We start from the raw sequence: 17530 nt of genomic DNA on the forward strand, positions 1-17530 counted from the left end.
CGCCCCGCCGCCGCCCCCCGTACCGAAGGACTACGTCGAAGGCCTGGTCCAGGCGGTATCGGCCGGCACGATTCAACTCAGGACCCGGACCGGGTCGGCCACGGTGGACTTCACGCCGCAGACCCGGGTCGTCGAACAGGCCCCGGCTCAGCTTTCCGACGTGACCGAGGGCAGTTGCATCAACGTGCGTGCTACCCCACAGAGCGCTCCCCCACCCGCCGCGATCACCGCGCAAGCAGTGACGGTCACCCCGGCGATCGAGGGTAAGTGTCCGCCGCCGGCCGGTTTCTACGGGATGGTCACCTCGGTTTCGGGTAACACCATCGCCGTCAGTGGCCTCGGTGGCGTCGGCCCCCAGCCTTCACCCGCCACCGTGGCTGTCAACGACTCGACCACCTACAACAAGCAGACGCCCTCGAGCGCCGACGCGATCGGGAACGGCAAATGCCTGGGGGCCCAGGGAACGAACAGCGGCGCCGCGCTACAAGCGGTGACGATCGCGCTGCAAGCGTGCCCGCCGATGGGGCGGCCGCGCCCCCACCTGCCGCACCTGCCCCATCTGCCCATCCACATCCCGTTCCACCATCACTAGCAACTGGTGGAAGCTTCGAGCTTCGCCGTTCCGTTCATGATCCCTAACCGCGGCGCCCGCTGTGGGCGTCGATCCAGTCGGCGTGTCGAGTGGTGAAGATGGTGGCCTTTTCGTCGGGTGCGAGGGTGTGATCGTCGATCACCGCACCGAAATACGGCGCCCGGGCATCGGTGACGACCCGACGGTGATCACCGTTGGCGGCGAGGCCCGCGCGGACGAAGTCGTCCATCCCGATCGCTTCGGGACCGGCGATCTCCCTGACTCCGTTGATGGGAGGTCCCACCGCCGCGCCGGCCACGGCGGTGGCGACATCGTCGGCGGCGATGGGACGGAACGACGCGTGTGGCAACCTGACTACGTCTCCGTCGGTCGCGGAATCGGCCAAGCCAACCGCGAATTCGTAGAACGGAGTCGCCCGCACGATCGAATATGGCAGGCCCGAATCCCTGATCAGGTTTTCCTGAGCCGCCTTCGCGGTGTTGTAGCCGCTGTCCGGCATGCTCTGCGCACCCACCACGGACAGCGCGACATGGTGCTTGACTCCCGCTTGCTGTTCGGCGGACAACAGATTGGCGGTCGCGGTCGTGAAGAAATACATCACAGGTTCGTCGTCGAACAACGGCGAATCGGCGACGTCGACCAGAACGTCCGCACCGGCGACGGCGTTGGCGAGGCCTTCGCCGGTGAGCGAATCGACACCCGATCGGCGGGAGGCGGGGATCACGTCGTGTCCCTGCGCGCTGAGCTTGACCACCACCTTCGCGCCGATCAGCCCACGACCGCCGATGACTACGATCTTCATGACGAACCCTTCGTTGCCTCTGGCCGGCTACCGCTGCCGGATCCGGCGATGGCGACGGCCTCGATCTCGACGCGTTGGCCGGCCAGCGCGAGCGCCTTGACGCCGACCGCGGTCCACACCGGCAGGCTGTCGCCGAACCGCCTGCGGAACTGGTCCACCATCGCCGACATGTGTTGACCACCAATGGAATCGTCGGCGGTAGGTACGTGATAGGAGTGCACGCTCACGACGTCGCTCCAGGTGGCGCCCGCCTCAGCGAGGGTCTTTTCGACGTTGTCGCACGCCTTGGCGATCTCGTCCTCGAGGGATGTGGCCGGCAGGGTGAAATCCGCGTCCCAGCCCCCTTGGCCGGAGATCTCGATGCGATCGCCGATGCGTAGGGCTTGGCGGTAGCGGTTGCGGGTACGGGCGATCTCGCCGTATCCGGGGGTGTCGAAGAATTCGGGTTTGGACATGGCGGGGGTTCCTCTCATCGTTGTCGTCGGAGCCTTGGTAGCCGCAACCGATCCGGCCGGAGGTTCATCAGCAGCGTTCTACCAAACGGGTTCACCGGGGAATTTCAAGTCGAAGCGTTTGCAGAGTTCGGGAACACTGTCGACGTCCATCTCCAGGTCGTACCGCGCACAGAGCTCATCGAGGTTCTCCGTCGAGATCTTGTCCACCCCGCCGAGGTCGCTGAGCTCGTCGAAGAACTGCTCGAATCCCGCGGGGGAAATGATCTCGAGGATGCGGGCGGGCTCATCGCCCGCGTTCCAGAACGTGTGCCATTGGCCTCGTGGCTTGAAAATGAAGTCGCCGGGTCCGCCGTGGAGCACCTCGTCGCCGAGCAAGGCGCCCACGCGCCCCTCGATGATCCAGCTGTACTCGTCCTCGTTGTGGTGGCGATGAAGCGGCGAGGCCAGCGCTCGGGGTGACATCGGATGCTCGAGGACGGAGAAGCGCCCTTCCGCCTGAAACTTATCGACGATGTGGCGGACACCGATCGTCCCGAGGAACACGGACTTGCCTTCGGTGCGGCCAACCGACTTGGCCGGCGGGCCACCTGGCCTCAAGATTTCGACCGTCACTGCAATCTCTCCTTCGTGTGACACGGGCGCGCCTTTTGCTGAGTGCGCGGTTGTTAGTTGCGGCCGGCCATGATGCCACCATCGACGTTGAGGATCGCGCCGGTGACCCAGCCGGCCCGGTCGGAGAGCAGATAGGTGATGGCGTTGGCGACGTCGGCGGGGTTACCGACTCGTCCCAGGGGATGAAGCGGCGCGAAAGTGTCGAGTTTGTCGTCGACCTCGTCTTTCGGGACCCACCGCTCGAGGGCGGGAGTTTTCACGGCGGCCGGTGCGACCGCGTTGACGCGGATCTGGTGCCGGGCAAGCTCGATGGCCAGGTTATGGGTGAGCGCGTGCAGGCCCGCCTTTTGCATGGAGTGCCCGGTCGACGGGGTCACACCGAGGGCCTGATGTGCCCACATGCTGCCGATGTTGACGATGGAGCCGCCCTCCGCGCGCGCGATCATGCCCGCAACGACGGTCTGCGTCAGGAAGAACAGGGCATAGTTGAGTTCCATGTATGCGTCGTAGTCCTGCGGGTGGTAGTCGAGAAACGCCTTCGGGATGAAGAATCCGGCCGCGTTGACCAGCAGGGTCGCGTCGTCGTGCCGCTCGGACAGCACGCGCTGCGCATCCGCGACGGCCCCGCGATCCGTCAGCTCGGCGGCGATGCCCCAGGCCTGGCCCCGCCGGCTGGTCAGCTCGGCGACAGTATCGTCGACCCGGCCCTTGGAGCGTCCCACGATCACCGCGCTGCCGCCGTGGTCGACGACGTCGATCGCGACCTGCCGACCCATGCCGGCGCTGCCGCCGACAACGACGACCTTCTTGCCCTCAAAATGCATGTTCGAGGTCCTCCCCGGGTCTTTTTGGTCGTACTGAGAATTCACCCGGGCGGGGTGACCCGTCATCACCCCAACCGCCTGTTCACCCGGGTGAGTTCTGGCAGCGTGCCGCGACGCGCTCGGGTAACGGAAGAGCCGGACAAGCCGAACGCGCTGTGCGCCAGAAAGTGACGCCGATCGGTCTACCTGCCGGAGTGCGCCTTGGCGGCTTCGCGCTGAGCCTTCTCTTTCACGTGGGTCGAGCAGCAATGCCCAAGATCGCAATGGAACCGGTCACTGCATTCATGCGAACAAAAGACTGATGCGGCCGGAAGCCAGTCCGGGTCGGACAGGTCATGCGATCGGTCGTTCGGGTCGAACGTGTGGCCGCAATGCACACAGGTCTTGGCCTTGACCATACTGGTCAGGGTACGCGCCACGACCCCAAATCTGCGCTGGTTTCAGACCGACGGCGAACGATCGTTTTGCCGATTTCATCGACGCGACACCTCCGCAACCGCCGGCGCGTGCGGTGCCGGATACGGCGGCTGGGGATCCCGCGGAACCGCGTGCCGCGGCTGGTGCAGCAGCGCACGTACCAGCGGGCGCGGCCCGACCGACCGAAGCATCTGGCTGGCCGGGCGGACCCGTACCCGCTTCGGCCACCAGAACCAGCGTCCCATCACCGTCATGATCGACGGTGTGATGAGTGACCGGACGACGAAGGTGTCGAACAGGAGTCCAAGGCCGATCGTCGTGCCGAATTGGCCGATCGCTCGGAGATCGCTGGTGATCATCGCGCCCATGGTGACGGCGAACACCATCCCGGCGGCGGTCACCACCGGGCCGGTGACACCCATGCCGCGGATGAGTCCCGTTTTCAGGCCTGCTCCGATCTCCTCCTCGATCCGGGACACCAGCATCAGGTTGTAATCCGACCCCACTGCCAACAGTACGATTAACGCGAATTCGGTTGCCACCCAGTGTAACTGGAAATTAAGCAGGTGCTGCCAGATCAGCGTCGAGAACCCGAAGGCGGCCCCAAGCGACATTACGATGGTGCCGACGATGACCGCCGCGGCGGCCAGCGCGCGCGTGACGATCACCATGATGATGAAGATGAGCACGATCGAGGCCACCCCGGCGATCATCAGATCGTATTTCGCACCCTTGGCGATGTCGTAGAACGTCGCGGCCGTTCCGCCGAGGTAGATGTCGGCGTTCTGCAGCGAGGTGAGTTTCAGCGCCTCCTTGGCCGCCTGGCGTTCCTGATCCACCGACGAGATTCCTTGCGTCGTCGCCGGATCCACTGCGTGAGTGATGATGAAACGGGCGGCCTTGCCGTCCGGCGACACCATCAGGCTCAACCCCAGCAAGAAGTCGGGGTTGCCGAAAATCTCGGGCGGCAGGTAGAAAAGGCTCTCCACCTGAGAGTCGTTGAACGACTTGCCCATCACGGCGTTGGTGTCGGTGAGCCGGTCGAACTGGACGACGAGGTTGTCGAATGTGCTGTAGATGGTCGACGTTGTGTTCCGGATTGCCGTCGACGTGGCGATGATCTGGGGAATGATCTGCAGCAGTTGGTGCGTGGCCGCGGCCGTGTGGTCGAGGTCGTTGGTGAGGCTGTGGAACTGCTCGGCGAGCTGATCGAACCCGTCCAGGGCGTCGAACAAGGATCGTAGCGACCAGCATATCGGGATGTCGAAGCAGTGCTTCTCCCAATAGAAGTAACTGCGAATTGGTCTCCAGAAGTCGTCGAAATCGGCAATGTGGTCGCGAATTTCGTCCGTGATGGCCGCCGTGTTCCCCGCGGTCTTCGCGCTGTCGTCCGCGGCGTTCGCGAGCTCCTGGGTCACCGCATAGGTGCGCTGCAAGAGGACGATCAGCGTGTCGAGATCGCCGATGATCTTCTTGATGTCGGCGATCCGGTCCTTCAGGTAGCTCAGGTTGTCGCGGATCGGCGCGCTCTGCACACTGAGCTGGAACGGAACGGAGCCGTTTTGGATTGGCGGGCCGAGTGGCCTGGTGATGCTCTGCACCCGTTCGATGCCGGGCGTCCGGAAGATCGCTCCCGCAACCTTGTCCAGGACCAGCATGTCGGCGGGATTGCGCAGATCGTGGTCCGATTCGATCATCAGAATGTCCGGATTCAACCGCGCCTGGGTGAAGTGCTGATCGGCCGCATCGTATGCCTGGATCGAGGCCGCACTCTTCGGCAGGTAGTACAGGTCGTTATAGCGCGGATTGAAGCCCATCAACCCAATGGCACCGACGATCGCCAGGATGACCGATGTCGCGAGGATGGGCGCCGGCCACCGCACGATGGCCGTCGCCAGGCGGCGCCAGCGCGTGTAGTTGAACTTTCGCTTCGGGTCGAAAAGACCGAACCGGCTCGCGACCACGATCAGCGCCGGTGTCAGGGTCACCCCGGCGGCCACCACCACCAGCAGACCCACCGCGCAGGGGAATGCCAGCGAACTGAAGTAGGGCAGCCGCGTGAATTTCAGACTGGCCAGCGCCCCAACGATCGTCAGCCCCGAGCCCAGCACCACCTTGCTGACACCGGCGAAGGTGTCGTAGTAGGCGGCTTCGCGGTCCAGCGCCCGTTCGCGCGCCTCCTGGTAGCGGCCCACCATGAAGATCGCGTAGTCGGTACCGGCCGCGATGGCCAGTGCCGTCAGCAGGTTGACCGCGAAGGTGGAAAGCCCCATGATGCCGGTCTCGCCCAGCAGTGCCACCACGCCCCGGCCGGTGGCCAGTCCGACGAACAGGATGACCATCGTCAAGAGCACGGTGCCGATGGATCGGTAGACGAACATCAGCATGATCGCGATGATGACGATGGTGATGATCGTCATCTTGGCCAGGCTCGCGTTGCCGACAACGATCGTGTCGGCGGTGAGGGCTCCCTGGCCGGCGACGTAGGCCTTCACCCCCGGCGGCGGCTTGGAGTCCGCAACGATGTTGCGAACCGAGGCAACCGACTTGTCGCCGACGGCTCCGCCCTGGTCACCGCGCAGGTTGACCTGGACGTAGGCGGCCTTGTGGTCGTAACTTTCGACGCCCGAGGACGTGAATCGCTGCCCCCAGAAATTCAGCGCATGCTCGACGTGTTCGGTGTCCCGCTGCAGCTTCCTGACCAGATCGTCGTAGTAGTGGTGAGCGTCCTCGCCGAGAGGTTTCTCACCGACGAGGGTCACCAGGACGAGGTTGTCGGAGTCGTACTCCTTGAATTTCTCCCCGATTCGCTTCATCCCCGTGACCGAGGGCGCGTCGGATGGCGACAGCGGCACCGAGACCTCCTCGGCGACCTTCTCCAACTGCGGGACGAAGACGTTGACGCCGACCGCGATCAGCACCCAGAACACGACGATCGGCAGCGCCAGGACGCGAATGGCGCGGGCCAGACGCGGTCTGTGCTCAACGTCGGTGGGCTGTGCGACGGGGATTTCGTCCGTGTCGCCGGTGTCGTCGGTCACGCGGACTTGTCCAAGCAGGAAACCTGCGCATCACGCGCGTCGACTTGTTGCTGATCGACCAATTTGCCGTCGACGGTGATCCGGCAGCCGATGGAGTGGCTGTCACCTTGGGCGACAACGTAGGCGAAGATGCCGGGCATCTCCGCGACTATCGTCGTCGACCACGGCAGCGTGGTGAAGTTGGCCTTCTGCGGTTGTGCCTCCGCGTCCATCCAGTTGACAACGCCTGTCGTCCCGGGCGGTCCCAGGATCTCGTAGATCGCGGTCTTGGCCGCGTACGGCGGGGTCGCATCCCGGGGATCGGGCTTGGGCACGCCCGGCCCCGGGAAGACGCCGTTGAGGCGGTCAACTGCAACACCGCCGACGATCAACGCCACGATGACGACCAACGGAACCCATGCCCGCTTGAGAAGCCTCAACACCGGGACCCCCGGTTACCCGTTGTCGACCGACCGCCGTCAAGACCTTTCGTTGCCCTCGCCACGGCCAACCAAACACCACGGGGGTCGAGTTGATTCCCGCGGTGGCCGCCGGACCGGCGCGCGACAACAGCGCCCGTCGACCCTTCGTAGAGCACCTCTCGCTGAGCACCTTTCGCTGAGCGGGTGCACGACTACCGCGGAGGGAATGGTTCGGTCGCGGGCGGCGAGCTGGTGACCAGGGCGGGTTGTGCACCCGGTCGGTCGCGGCACAGGGCCGCGAGGTCGCATGGGACGGGTTCGCACCCGGCGGGAGGATTGGTTATCAACAGGGCGGCGCACAGCGCGCCCAGCGCGAACAGTGCGGCGCTCACCTCTAACACGTGGGCGAATCCGGTCGCGCTCGCCGTGCCGACCGTGATCAGGCCCATGGACCCGATCGACATCAACGCGGCCAGCCGCGAGACGGCGTTGTTGACCGCCGACGCCAGGCCGCTGTGTTCGATCGGCACCGAGGCCAGCGTCACCGACGTCAGCGGTGTGACAGTCGCCACCAGTCCGATGGCCAGCACGGTCATCCCGGGGACCAGGTCGGTGATCGCGTGGAATCCATTGGTTTTCGGGCGGATCAGCAGCAGCCCGATCCCCGCCAAGGCGGGGCCGGCGATCAGGAACGCGCGTGGTCCCACCCGCGCCGCGATGCGGCCGACATGACGTGCGAACACGAACGACAGCGCCGGGATCGGCAGGGTGGCCAGACCGGCCGCGGTGGCCGAGTAGCCGCCGATTTCTCGGGTGTAGAGGGCGACGGCCAGCGATCCCAGCGTCAACGCGCCGTAGACGAACGCGGTGACGAGGTTGGCGGCAGCGAAATTGCGAAAGGTGAACAGCGGCAACGGGAGCATCGGACACCGGCTGCGGCGCTGCCAGCTCACGAAGCCGGCCAACGCGGCGATCCCGATCACCAGTGGTGTGATGACCATCGGGTCGGTCCAACCATCGTGTTGCGATTCGATCAACGCATACACGGTGGCGCTCAGACCCACGGCCGACAGGCCCACCCCGGCGACGTCGACGCGGGCGCCTTCGATCCGCCCCGACATCGGGCACAGCCAGAACGTCAGCGCGTAGCCGACCGCCATGGGGATCGCCGACAACACGAAAATCCAACGCCAACCGAGGAAATCGACGCACATTCCGCCCAGCAGGGGGCCCAACGCGAAGGCGGTTCCCGTCCAGCCGGTCCAGACGCCGATCGCCGCGGACTGCTGTGCCTTGTCGAAGACCGTGTTGATCAGCGCCAGCGAGCCCGGCACGAGGAACGCCGCACCGAGGCCCTGGATGAGGCGCGCGGTGACCAGCATCGCCGGTGAGGTGGCAGCCGCCGCGAGAACCGAGCCCGCCCCGAAAGCCAACAGCCCGAACCGCATCACCGGCACGCGTCCGAACAGGTCCGAGATGGATCCGCCGGGCAGAATCGCGGCCGCCGTCGACAACAGGTAGCCGTCGACGATCCATTGCTGCAATGCCAGCCCGCCGCCGAGGTCGCGCCCGATGTCCGGCAAAGCCAGATTGATCACGGTGGAGTCGAGGAACGCGACCATCGACACCATCACCGCGACGACCATCGCACGGCTGGTCGGTGCCGCGTCGCGCAACGTCATCGCCGGGGACGAGGGTCGTCGGAATCGCCGTCCATGGTTGTCCTCCTTAGGCTTTCGTACACCGGCCCGCCGTACGGCTTCGATCGGCAGCTCACCAACGGTCGAAGTGCAACACGTCGTCGAGCGGAATCCGCTTGGCGGGGCGGAAGGTCGTGCCGGTGTAGTAGGCGGTGGGGACGGCCGTGGCGTGGTACACGTTGTCGGGCAGGCCGAGGATGGCCCGCATCTCGTCGTCGGCCATTATGGTCACCCCGGTCCACGTGGTTCCCAAGCCCCGGGAACGCGCGGCGAGCATGTAGCTCCACGTCGCGGGCATGATCGAACTCCAATACTGGTTGGCGTTTTCGGCCGTCAGCCCGCCGTCGCCGTCGATGACCTCGACGCAGGGGATCATCAAGACGGGGACCTCACCGATGTGCTCGGCGAGATATGCCGCACTGTCGGCAACTTTGCGCTGCTCACGATTGCGCGCGGGGTCGTCCTTGAACCGGTCTGCAACGGCGAAGGGAGAGGCGACGATCCACTCCCATGTGCGGCGGTACACATCGGCGATCGCGCGACGCTGTTCGGCGTCGGTGACCACGATGAAACTCCAGTTCTGCACGTTCGACGACGTCGGCGCCTGCACCGCGATCTCCAGGCATTCCCGGATCAGGCCGATGGGAACGGGTTTGGTCAAATCGAGTCGCTTGCGCACCGAGCGCGTCGTGGTCAGCAGTTCGTCGATGGACAAGTCGACGATGGGGTAATCGCTCATGTCGGCAGGATGGCGATGACTTCCACTTCCACGCGCTGGTTGGGCCACACCAGCCCCTCGATGATGCTGAGCATCGCGGCGGGTTCGTGGTGGATGATGGCCTTGCTCACCGCCAGGTAGGCGGACAAATTGTCGCGGCTGGTGAGCCATTGGCGCATGTAGACAATGTCGGTGAGCTTGGCGCCGGCCTTGCCGAGCGCGGTTTCGACGTTGGCCCAGCACTGCCGCGCTTCGTCGGTGAAGTCCTCCGGTACGGTGCCGTCTTCACGCAGTCCGGGCGTTCCGGAGACGAAAATCTGTGTGCCGCCGCCCGATACGGCGACCGCGTCGGCGTATCCGGGAGCGATGTGAGCGCCCACTCCGGTGAAGATGTGGGTAATGCCGGTCATCTGCAGACTCCTTTGCTGGTGCGATATTTGGGTGTGTATGGGATGCAGGTTGGCGGTGCCAGCTGGAGGACCTCGAGTGCCGTGAGGCCGTGGTCGGTAAGGGCCACCACCGCGCGGCGAGGCTCTCGTCGAGACGCTAACCACGGGATGACGCTCTCGATGGGATTCCTTTGCCATGCGGGGTTTTCGGCGTGCGACGGCATCATCATGAGATGTCTTTCGTGACGACAACCCCGTTTGGCTCGTGGCCTGCGACGACTTGCGCGAGGGCGTCGCCGGCCTGATCCAGGCTGCAGGAACGCGGGGTGGGCACGCTCAACCGATGGGATGCGAGTAGCGCGGCCAGTCGCTCGAGTTGAGTTCCGTCGGAACGGACGTAAACCGCCGTGACCCTGATGCCGCGGGTGGGTGCCGGCGGGTCGGGGGTGATGGTGGCCAACCGGCCACCGTCGGCAAGCGCGGTCATCGCCGCGGCGGCGCCCCCCGGGGCGGCGTTGGCGACGGCGTCGATGGTGCCCTTCGCCAGCGCCCTCGCGTGTTGTGGCCAAATCGGATCGCGGTAGTCGATTACTTCGCGGGCGCCATTGGCGCGGACCCGGTCGGCGCTGCGGGGGCCGGCCGTGGCGAGCACATCGGCCCCGCGCAGGGCGGCCAGCTGGACGATGAGTCCGCCGGTGATTCCACCACCGCCATGAACGAGCACCGTTTCCCCACCGTCAAGGGCCAACGCCTCGCCGACCACCTGCTCGGCGGTCAACGCCGGCACCGGGAAGATCGCCGCGGTCTCCCATGAAATCTCGTGCGGCTTGTGGGCGAGCGAGCCGACGGGCGCGATCAACAACGGCGCCCACGCGCCTTGATCGCGCAGCGGCACGGGGTGGCACAGCACCTCGTCACCCACACTGAATCCGCCCGGGTCGGCGCCGACGGCCTTGACGACGCCGGCGGCCTCGACACCGAGCGCCAGCGGCGGCTCCGTGCCAACGTCCCAGCCGCCGCCGCGAATGATGTTGTCCCAGTTGCCGACCCCAGCGCCGCGGACCTCGATAAGGACCTCGTCGGCTGCCGGCGACCGCGGCCCGTCCACTTCGAGCGTCTCCACCTTGCCGCCCAGCGTGCGGACCCCCGCTACCAGCATGGTCGCAGCCATCTCAACGACCGAGGTCTAACGGCTCTGACAAGCGGGGGGATTCGCTTGTGGGCTCTCGGGTGGCTTTTGCCTTCGGTCTCAAGTAACGGGCAAGTTCGGATTCTTCGGCGAGCAGCGGGTCCCAGACCTGATTGACCGTTGGATGTGGCGCGACAGCATGACGCAGGAGAGTGGTGGGAACCTTCGCGAGGACAGCCAGGGTGGCCGCTTGCGCCAGTTCGGAGAACTCCGGCCCGACGAATGTCGCTCCGAGCAATCTCTGGGTCGGGACGTCAATGACCAATTTCGCCCACCCATCGAAGCCATCCCGGTAAAGGGCGAGGTGTGACACCGCCTCGGGGTAACGGGCAGTTCGCGTTCTCACCGCGAACCCTTCTGCTCGGGCCTGGCTTTCCGTGCGCCCTACCCTGACTACTTGCGGCTCGGTGTAAATAACCTGCGCCAGATTGCCGCTGTCCCGGGCCGCAAGCTCGTTCTCCGACAGTTCTCGCCCCGCGGCTCTCGCCGCGATGATTTCGGCGACGAGACGCCCGTGGTAGGTGGAGATATGAGACAGCCGAGCACGCCCGGTGGTGTCGCCCAAGGCGTAGAGCCACCCGCCCCTGACCCCGAGCGCCTGGAGATGGTCGTTCACACAAACGGACCCGCCACCCGGCAGGCCAACGGTTTCCAGTCCGATGCCGTCGGTGTTCGCGCACCGTCCGGCGGCCAGGACGATCTCGTCTACCTCGACGGTCTGATCGTTGAAAGCTGCGGTCACCGGCCCACCCGCCACGGGGCGGTCTACCGCCGCCAACTCCGTCCCGAAGTGAATCTTCACGCCCTTGCTCCGCAGTGACTGCGCGACCAGCGCGCGGGCCTCGGGTTCGCAGTTGCTGAGCACGGTCTTCCCACGTGCCAGAAGTGTTACCTCCGAGCCCAAACCGGTCAGGATGGTCGCGAACTCGACGCTGACCACACCGCCGCCCACCACCAGCGCGCGGGGCGGCACGCGTGTCATGGTCGTCAAGTCCCGATTCGTCCACGGACGTGCCTGGACCAACCCGGATATCTGCGGAATGTAAGGACGTGTGCCGGTGGCCAGAACAACCGCGTGGCGTGCCTCCAAGACTTCGGAGGCATCGCCCCGCGCCACGCGCACGGTTCGCTGGCCGCTCAACCGACCGAACCCATGAAACACCGTCACACCGGCCTGCCGCAATGACGCTACCCGGTCTTGATCCGAGAGATGCTCGATGATCGCGTCGCGTTTTGCGAAGACGCCCGCGACGTCGACCCCTTGGGCCGAAATCACCTCTCGCACACCAGGAACGGCCTTCGCGAGATTGAACACCTCAATCGGGCGAAGCAGGGTCTTGCTCGGGTTGCAGCCAAAGTAATGACACTCGCCGCCGGCCAGGCGATCCTCGACGAGCGCTACCGCATGGCCCACCGCCGCGAGCTTTCGCACGGCGGCCACGCCGCCCACCCCGCCGCCGACGACGACGACGTCGAATTCCTGGCCGGCTTTCATCTAGGCTCGCGACCGTTCCGGGCGACCGGACGGGGCAAGGTTCCGGGACTGTGGGGTGTCAGTTCCGAGTGTCGCGTAAGCGGCGGCCGCGCTCGCCGCGGAGAAAACACTGTAGCTGAGCGGTGATTCTATACCGAGGGATACCGCCATCGCGGTGCCAAATACTATGAGCACCAAGGAACTGGCCGCCCCGACGAGTTTTGGCCACCAGCCGGCCAAGAGCAGGATTGCCAGGGTTGTTTCGGTGGCGGTGGCGACCCACACGATGACGGTCAATGACCATCCAGAGGCAAACGGAACAAGCTGGTGCGCATAGTCGGCGAAGGAGGCCACGCTCCCCCAGGTACCCTGCCCGAACGGCTCCCACCAGCCGAATCGGTCGGCGACAGCGGACAGAAAGGCCGTGGCGAGCGATAGTCGCAGCGCTGTCCGGACGATCCGGACCCGATCAGGCTTGTGCATGGCCTTGACGCGGTGGATCATCTCTCCGCGTCGTCGTCCGTGGTGAGCGGGTGCTCTCCGGTGTCCACCAGGAAGACTGCGAGCAATTCGGCGGGTTCTGTGGCGCTGGCATTCTCACTGACCGTGTGGTGCGCACCGGGCGTTTCACTCCAGGTCTCACCGGGGTGATAGACACGCGCGGGCTCACCCTCGAGCTGGCTTCGGATCGCTCCGGAGATCACGTAGGCCATGATGAACGCCGATTTCGCGTGGTGGTGAGCCGCGCTTTTGGCTCCTGGCGGATAGCTGACGGTAACTGCTTCGAGTGACTTGCCCGGAACACTGGTAGGTTGATCGAAAACTGTTCGGACAACGGGCCTTTGGCTAGACCCCTGCGGCGTCGGTTCGGCGCGCACCGCGGGCGCGAGTAGTACGACGGTGATCAGCGCGGTGAGTAGTACTTTGAGGGCCATTCGGCTGCCTTCCCCTCGGACGGCGGTGTTTTCACACTCCCGGTCAGTCTTCGGCGACACGCAGGATCGTCTTGCCGGGGATACGCTTTCCGGGGGCGAATGCTGCGGGAGCTTCGGCGAGCGGGAGCACGGCACCGACCACCGGCTTGAGGCGCCCGTCGCGTACCCGCGCGGCGAGCTCCGCGAGCTGGGCCCGATCGGCCTCGACGAGGAAGAAAATCCCCCGCCCGTCGCTCGGCAGGGTCTTCGGCGGCTCGGCGACGGTGACGAGCGTTCCGCCCGCCCGCACCAGTGCCGCCGAGCGGGCCAGGACGTCCCCGCCGATGACGTCGAACACCACGTCGACTTCGCCCGCGTCCTCGAGCTTTTCGGTGTCCAGGTCGATGAAGCTGTGGACGCCTAGCTCCCCGGCCCGGTCTCGGTCCTCACTCCGGCCGGTGCCGATGACGCGCGCACCGATCTCGCGAGCGAGCTGCACCGCGATCGACCCGACCCCACCCGCTGCGCCGTGGATCAGAACCGTTTGGCCGGCGACGAGGCGGCCGTGGTCGAACAGGCCCTGCCAGGCGGCCAATCCGGAGATCGGCAGCGCCGCGGCGACCGTGTGGTCGATGTCGGCCGGCAGCGGTGCGAGGTTACGCGCTTCCACGGCGGTGTACTCCGCGAGCGAGCCGTCACGCGCCCAGTCGGCGAGCCCGAACACCCGTTGACCGACGGTCAAAAGGGTGGTGCCGTACCCCAACTCAACCACGACGCCCGACAGCTCGTGGCCGGGCACGCTCGGTGTCCGGTCACGACCGCCGCGGTCGATCCACGTGTGCGGCCAGTCGAGCTCACCGCGGGTGAACCCCGCGGCGTGCACCCGTACGACGACGTCGTTGTCGGCCGCCTGGGGGTATGGCACGTCGGTCAGGGACAGGCCGGCGACGCCGGCGTTACGATCTGAAACGGTGATGGCTTGCATTACAGGTCCTTCCTGACGCGGGTTGTTGTCGCGGGATCAGCCGCCAGCTGCGGCTGTACGCTGATGAGCTCGAGGCCCAGATCACGGACCCGGTCGAGGAGTCCGTAAAGCTGTGACTGGTCGCGGATTTCACCAGTGAACGCGGTGTCGGTCGCACCGGCCTCGAGGCGCATTCCCTCTAGCGCGCACCCGAGCCGTTCGGTCACGCAGCCTCGAATGCAGATCCGGTACATCGTTGGCCGCATTTGTCCTCCGCTCGCCAGCTGCCGATCAGCATTCACCGACGGGGGGTGAGCCGTCATCACCCGGCGAGCCATTTCACCCGGGTGAGTGCGAACGCATCATGCGGGGATGGACGGCCGGCGCGGTGTCAGCTTCCGTTGTCGCCGTCCGGTGGCGTCACGGTGATGGTGATCCTGGGCCGGCCCCGGGGGGACCTACCGCCGATGCCCCGCGCGGCCATGCTCGCCAACAGGATCTCATTGAGCAGGTTTTCCGGAATTGGCGTTGGGACCGCCGGGGTGGCGCCGGGGAGGGCGTCCGGCCACGCTACCGCGACGCGCCTGATCGGCGGGGCGGCCGCGGCCCAGGTCGGCGGCACCGACAGCGCGCCGATCGCGGGCGCGCGGCCCAAACCCGCCGACAATGCAGGTGCCGCGGCGCTGCCCGCCCCCGGGCCCGCCGAATCCAATGACGCTGCCGCGCCGGCTCCCGAGCCCCCCGGGGCCACCCCCAGGCGTTGCAGTATGGCATCCATCTTGCTGGCGCCGTCTGGGTCGTAGTGCACCGCGTATCCCAAGCCCGTATACGAACCAGCGGTGCCCGTCGACGTGATGGCCGTTGCTGCCGACGACACGCTCAGGTTCACCGGGCTCAGCAAGCTCAGCAATTGCAGGAACGATGGCAGTGACGCCGCGGCGGCCGGTGACGGCAACGCCAGGCCCTGAAGCGCATCGGGTATCGCGGAAACCAGCTGCGAGCCCATCGACATGATGGTCTGGGCGCCCGCGCCGGCGGGCGTGGCGCCGGCCCGACCGACTGCGGCAACCTGCTGACCGGCCCCGGCCGGATTCGTGGTGGGCGGCGGCGAGGCGAACGGAGGCAACGCCGCAGCGGCAGCGGACGCGCCGGCATACGCATACATTGCCCCGGCGTCTTGGGCCCACATCTCGCCGTACTCGGCTTCGGTGGCCGCAATCGCCGGTGCGTTTTGGCCGAGAAAGTTCGTCGCGATCAGCGCCATCAGCCGCACGCGGTTGGCCGCGATCATCGGTGGGGGCACCGTCATCGCGAACGCCGCCTCGTAGGCGGACGCGGCCGCCCTGGCCTGGGTGGCGGCCTGCTCGCACAGCGCGGCCGTCGTTCTCAGCCACGAAACGTAGGGCACCGCGGCCGCGGCCATCGCCACGGACGCGGGCCCCAGCCACGCCGCGCCGCTCAGGTCCCAGATCACCGACCGATAGGAGGCCGTCGTGGAATGGAGGTCGGCGGCCAGCCCGTCCCAGCCCGCCGCGGCAGCCAGCATCGACCCGCAGCCGGGACCGCAATACATGCGGCCGGAGTTGACTTCCGGCGGCAACGCTCCGAAATCCATTCGAAAACCTCGGGCTCCCTTGGCTATCCGGTCGCTTCGCGGATGTAGCGGCCGATCTGGCGCAGCGAGCGAGTGGCTTCGGGGATCATCGGCGCGGCGAGTTGAAACACGTGGATTTGGCCCGGCCATACCCGCACCTCGACAGGCACGCCGGCGGTGGCCAATCGTCGGGCCGCCAGTTGCGCGTCGTGCAGCAGCGCCTCGCTGCCGGACACATGGATCAACGTGCGGGGTAGGCCGGGTTGGATGTGGTCGAGCGGCTCGTAGAGCGCGTGCGGACCCCCACCGGCGTCGCGGTGCGCCGCGGCGCGGGTGATCAGGCCATGAACGGCGTCGAACGCTTTGGGTGGAAACATCGCATCCGAGCCGATATTGGGGTGGGCCGCTTTGGGTCGTGTGGCCAATTGCAGCAGCGGTGACATGCCCACCAGCGCGGCAGGATGCTCACCGCTCTCGAGCAGGCGTTGGGCCAGCGCCAGCGCCAGATAGCCGCCGGCGGAATCACCGGCCAGCACGATTTGGTCGGGCTGATAACCCTTTCGGCGCAGCCACCGGTAGCCGTCGTGGCAGTCGTCGATCGCCTCGCCGATCGAATGCTTGGGAATCTTGCGGTAGTTGGGCACCAGCACGGGACTGTCGGCAAAACGGGACAGCATGCTCACCAGCCGGCCGTGCGAGTACGCCCCACAGGTGAGAAACCCGCCACCGTGCAGATACAGCACGACCCGACGGGAACCGCCGGCCGGTGGCACTCCGGCGGCCCGGATGAGCTGCGCGGTGCAATGCCCCAGCGCGACGCCGGCCCGCACCGTGCCCGGTGGCGGCACGATGGCGCGGGCGGCGAAATCGACGACGCCCCAGGGCCACGGCGCCGAGGGCAGGAAGGCGCCCACGCTCAACGCGGGCCGGATCAACACCCGGGCGCCCAGCCAGGCGATGCGCCCGGCCGCACTGGGACCATGCGGGAAGACGTCGACGACGGCGCCCCCGTGCGACGGGTGCCGTCGTGCTTTTCGCGCCCGGGCCGCTCGTGGAGCGGAGAGCGGTGATCCCGACACGGTGGCGGGTGCGCTCATGTCATCACCTCCACCCCGGGCTCATCGTGCCGGACCGGAAGGGGGCAGGCGCGCATGCCCGGCATAGGCGCGCGCCCTGCCGGTCGACGAATCTTGGTGAGGCACCCAGCTTTTGGCGCCCGTCTCGGCACAACGGGCACTGGCGGACGGAGCCGGCCGCCTGCCGGTCACGGCGCTCCCAGACTGCGGCTCGTCCCCGCGCCATCGCCTTGCGGCGTCGACCGCCCGCGTACGCGATCAGCCCGGCAGCGACCGAGGACCCCGCACAAATGGCGGCGGCGACTCCGAAATCGACTGGCTGGCCATTGATCAACATGAGGGCCGCGTAGTCGCCGGCCAACACAGCC

At 66.6% G+C, this 17530-nt stretch carries 19 protein-coding genes; 1 reads left to right on the forward strand and 18 read right to left on the reverse strand.

Annotation, left to right across the window (positions count from 1 at the left end):
- Positions 1-592, forward strand: a 592-nt coding sequence (locus tag BST11_RS09005; RefSeq protein WP_142276258.1) for a DUF5666 domain-containing protein, incomplete at its 5' end; no start/stop codon positions are given.
- A 43-nt stretch (positions 593-635) separates the two neighbouring features.
- On the opposite strand, the gene BST11_RS09010 is transcribed toward BST11_RS09005, so the two are convergent.
- The 18 genes from BST11_RS09010 to BST11_RS09095 all read right to left on the reverse strand — a co-directional run bounded on the left by BST11_RS09010 (position 636) and on the right by BST11_RS09095 (position 17183).
- Positions 636-1394, reverse strand: coding sequence for an SDR family oxidoreductase (locus BST11_RS09010; RefSeq protein ID WP_083137582.1), 759 nt, complete (start codon positions 1392-1394; stop codon positions 636-638).
- Positions 1391-1849: a Rid family hydrolase gene (locus BST11_RS09015; RefSeq protein ID WP_083137583.1), complete on the reverse strand. Its 459-nt coding sequence runs from the start codon at positions 1847-1849 to the stop codon at positions 1391-1393. Before BST11_RS09015 ends, BST11_RS09010 begins: the two co-directional genes overlap by 4 nt.
- 78 nt (positions 1850-1927) lie before the next feature.
- Positions 1928-2461, reverse strand: coding sequence for a cupin domain-containing protein (locus BST11_RS09020; protein ID WP_244897583.1), 534 nt, complete (start codon positions 2459-2461; stop codon positions 1928-1930).
- A gap of 53 nt (positions 2462-2514) precedes the next feature.
- The gene (locus BST11_RS09025; protein WP_083137584.1) at positions 2515-3285 is read right to left on the reverse strand and encodes an SDR family NAD(P)-dependent oxidoreductase; all 771 of its coding nucleotides are present in this window, start codon (positions 3283-3285) and stop codon (positions 2515-2517) included.
- Between the two features lie 182 nt (positions 3286-3467).
- On the reverse strand, positions 3468-3683 hold the full coding sequence (locus BST11_RS09030) for a ferric uptake regulation protein (RefSeq protein ID WP_083137585.1): 216 nt from the start codon (positions 3681-3683) through the stop codon (positions 3468-3470).
- A 75-nt stretch (positions 3684-3758) separates the two neighbouring features.
- Positions 3759-6743 (reverse strand): MMPL/RND family transporter, encoded by a 2985-nt coding sequence (locus tag BST11_RS09035; RefSeq protein ID WP_083137586.1) that lies wholly within the window; start codon positions 6741-6743, stop codon positions 3759-3761.
- Positions 6740-7162: an MmpS family transport accessory protein gene (locus BST11_RS09040; protein ID WP_211284682.1), complete on the reverse strand. Its 423-nt coding sequence runs from the start codon at positions 7160-7162 to the stop codon at positions 6740-6742. Before BST11_RS09040 ends, BST11_RS09035 begins: the two co-directional genes overlap by 4 nt.
- 194 nt (positions 7163-7356) lie before the next feature.
- Positions 7357-8826, reverse strand: coding sequence for an MFS transporter (locus tag BST11_RS09045; protein WP_083137588.1), 1470 nt, complete (start codon positions 8824-8826; stop codon positions 7357-7359).
- A gap of 91 nt (positions 8827-8917) precedes the next feature.
- On the reverse strand, positions 8918-9583 hold the full coding sequence (locus tag BST11_RS09050; protein ID WP_083137589.1) for a nitroreductase family protein: 666 nt from the start codon (positions 9581-9583) through the stop codon (positions 8918-8920).
- Positions 9580-9972, reverse strand: a complete 393-nt coding sequence (locus tag BST11_RS09055; RefSeq protein WP_083137590.1) for a Rid family hydrolase — start codon at positions 9970-9972, stop codon at positions 9580-9582. The genes BST11_RS09050 and BST11_RS09055 overlap by 4 nt, the downstream gene beginning before the upstream one ends.
- 205 nt (positions 9973-10177) lie before the next feature.
- Positions 10178-11122, reverse strand: a complete 945-nt coding sequence (locus BST11_RS09060; RefSeq protein ID WP_083137591.1) for an NADP-dependent oxidoreductase — start codon at positions 11120-11122, stop codon at positions 10178-10180.
- A gap of 1 nt (position 11123) precedes the next feature.
- The gene (locus tag BST11_RS09065; RefSeq protein WP_083137592.1) at positions 11124-12635 is read right to left on the reverse strand and encodes a dihydrolipoyl dehydrogenase family protein; all 1512 of its coding nucleotides are present in this window, start codon (positions 12633-12635) and stop codon (positions 11124-11126) included.
- Positions 12636-13097 carry a hypothetical protein gene (locus BST11_RS09070; RefSeq protein ID WP_083137670.1) on the reverse strand — a complete coding sequence of 154 codons (462 nt, stop codon included), beginning with the start codon at positions 13095-13097 and terminating at the stop codon, positions 12636-12638.
- A gap of 17 nt (positions 13098-13114) precedes the next feature.
- Positions 13115-13549 (reverse strand): cupin domain-containing protein, encoded by a 435-nt coding sequence (locus tag BST11_RS09075; protein WP_083137593.1) that lies wholly within the window; start codon positions 13547-13549, stop codon positions 13115-13117.
- A gap of 43 nt (positions 13550-13592) precedes the next feature.
- Positions 13593-14513, reverse strand: a complete 921-nt coding sequence (locus BST11_RS09080; RefSeq protein ID WP_083137594.1) for an NADP-dependent oxidoreductase — start codon at positions 14511-14513, stop codon at positions 13593-13595.
- Positions 14513-14719: a hypothetical protein gene (locus BST11_RS09085; RefSeq protein WP_244897584.1), complete on the reverse strand. Its 207-nt coding sequence runs from the start codon at positions 14717-14719 to the stop codon at positions 14513-14515. The genes BST11_RS09080 and BST11_RS09085 overlap by 1 nt, the downstream gene beginning before the upstream one ends.
- Positions 14720-14883: 164 nt before the next feature.
- On the reverse strand, positions 14884-16107 hold the full coding sequence (locus BST11_RS09090) for a PPE family protein (protein ID WP_083137595.1): 1224 nt from the start codon (positions 16105-16107) through the stop codon (positions 14884-14886).
- Between the two features lie 23 nt (positions 16108-16130).
- A complete protein-coding gene (locus tag BST11_RS09095; protein ID WP_083137596.1) occupies positions 16131-17183 on the reverse strand; it encodes an alpha/beta hydrolase in 1053 nt (350 codons plus the stop codon).
- Between the last annotated feature and the right edge of the window lie 347 nt (positions 17184-17530).

This window comes from Mycobacterium alsense, assembly GCF_002086635.1.
GTDB classification, from domain to species: domain Bacteria; phylum Actinomycetota; class Actinomycetes; order Mycobacteriales; family Mycobacteriaceae; genus Mycobacterium; species Mycobacterium alsense.

Bases quoted from the DNA above. Each gene is read 5' to 3' on its own strand.
- BST11_RS09030 (WP_083137585.1), bottom strand. From the start codon at position 3,683: ATGGTCAAGGCCAAGACCTGTGTGCATTGCGGCCACACGTTCGACCCG.
- BST11_RS09015 (WP_083137583.1), bottom strand. From the start codon at position 1,849: ATGTCCAAACCCGAATTCTTCGACACCCCCGGATACGGCGAGATCGCC.
- BST11_RS09010 (WP_083137582.1), bottom strand. From the start codon at position 1,394: ATGAAGATCGTAGTCATCGGCGGTCGTGGGCTGATCGGCGCGAAGGTG.
- BST11_RS09060 (WP_083137591.1), bottom strand. From the start codon at position 11,122: ATGGCTGCGACCATGCTGGTAGCGGGGGTCCGCACGCTGGGCGGCAAG.
- BST11_RS09045 (WP_083137588.1), bottom strand. From the start codon at position 8,826: ATGACGTTGCGCGACGCGGCACCGACCAGCCGTGCGATGGTCGTCGCG.
- BST11_RS09075 (WP_083137593.1), bottom strand. From the start codon at position 13,549: ATGGCCCTCAAAGTACTACTCACCGCGCTGATCACCGTCGTACTACTC.
- BST11_RS09050 (WP_083137589.1), bottom strand. From the start codon at position 9,583: ATGAGCGATTACCCCATCGTCGACTTGTCCATCGACGAACTGCTGACC.
- BST11_RS09080 (WP_083137594.1), bottom strand. From the start codon at position 14,513: ATGCAAGCCATCACCGTTTCAGATCGTAACGCCGGCGTCGCCGGCCTG.
- BST11_RS09095 (WP_083137596.1), bottom strand. From the start codon at position 17,183: ATGAGCGCACCCGCCACCGTGTCGGGATCACCGCTCTCCGCTCCACGA.
- BST11_RS09025 (WP_083137584.1), bottom strand. From the start codon at position 3,285: ATGCATTTTGAGGGCAAGAAGGTCGTCGTTGTCGGCGGCAGCGCCGGC.
- BST11_RS09070 (WP_083137670.1), bottom strand. From the start codon at position 13,097: ATGCACAAGCCTGATCGGGTCCGGATCGTCCGGACAGCGCTGCGACTA.
- BST11_RS09065 (WP_083137592.1), bottom strand. From the start codon at position 12,635: ATGAAAGCCGGCCAGGAATTCGACGTCGTCGTCGTCGGCGGCGGGGTG.
- BST11_RS09090 (WP_083137595.1), bottom strand. From the start codon at position 16,107: ATGGATTTCGGAGCGTTGCCGCCGGAAGTCAACTCCGGCCGCATGTAT.
- BST11_RS09055 (WP_083137590.1), bottom strand. From the start codon at position 9,972: ATGACCGGCATTACCCACATCTTCACCGGAGTGGGCGCTCACATCGCT.